This is a genomic window from Methylobacterium sp. J-092 (genome assembly GCF_022829325.1).
Classification (GTDB): domain Bacteria; phylum Pseudomonadota; class Alphaproteobacteria; order Rhizobiales; family Beijerinckiaceae; genus Methylobacterium.
On sequence record NZ_JAKSXU010000158.1, the window covers coordinates 1 to 301 of the forward strand.

Genomic DNA, 301 nt, shown 5'->3' on the forward strand with positions numbered 1-301 from the left:
GTACCTGCTAAGCGGTCCCGCGGGCGTCCGCGAAGCTCGACTCTAGCCCTAGCTCGCCGAAAACACGTCCAACCAGAATCCGCCAAGGCAGCAACACCATGCGCGATAGTTTCCGCGAGGCGGTTGCTCGCAACGGGTCCGCTCGTCCGATCGTCTCTTACCAGTGCGCCCAGGCGAACGACGCTGTGCGAAAGAGCATCGTCGACGCCTTCACGTGTGATTTCCCCGTGTTGCCAGCAGCCTCCGAGACGCTGCTGCAGACCCCACCGCCGGCATCGGCCGGACGAGCACCAGCCCAAGC

General features: G+C 64.8%; 1 pseudogene. It reads left to right on the forward strand.

What is annotated here, in order from left to right:
- Positions 1–98 precede the first annotated feature (98 nt).
- Positions 99–301: pseudogene (locus tag MKK60_RS19015) on the forward strand (hypothetical protein); the annotation flags it as partial.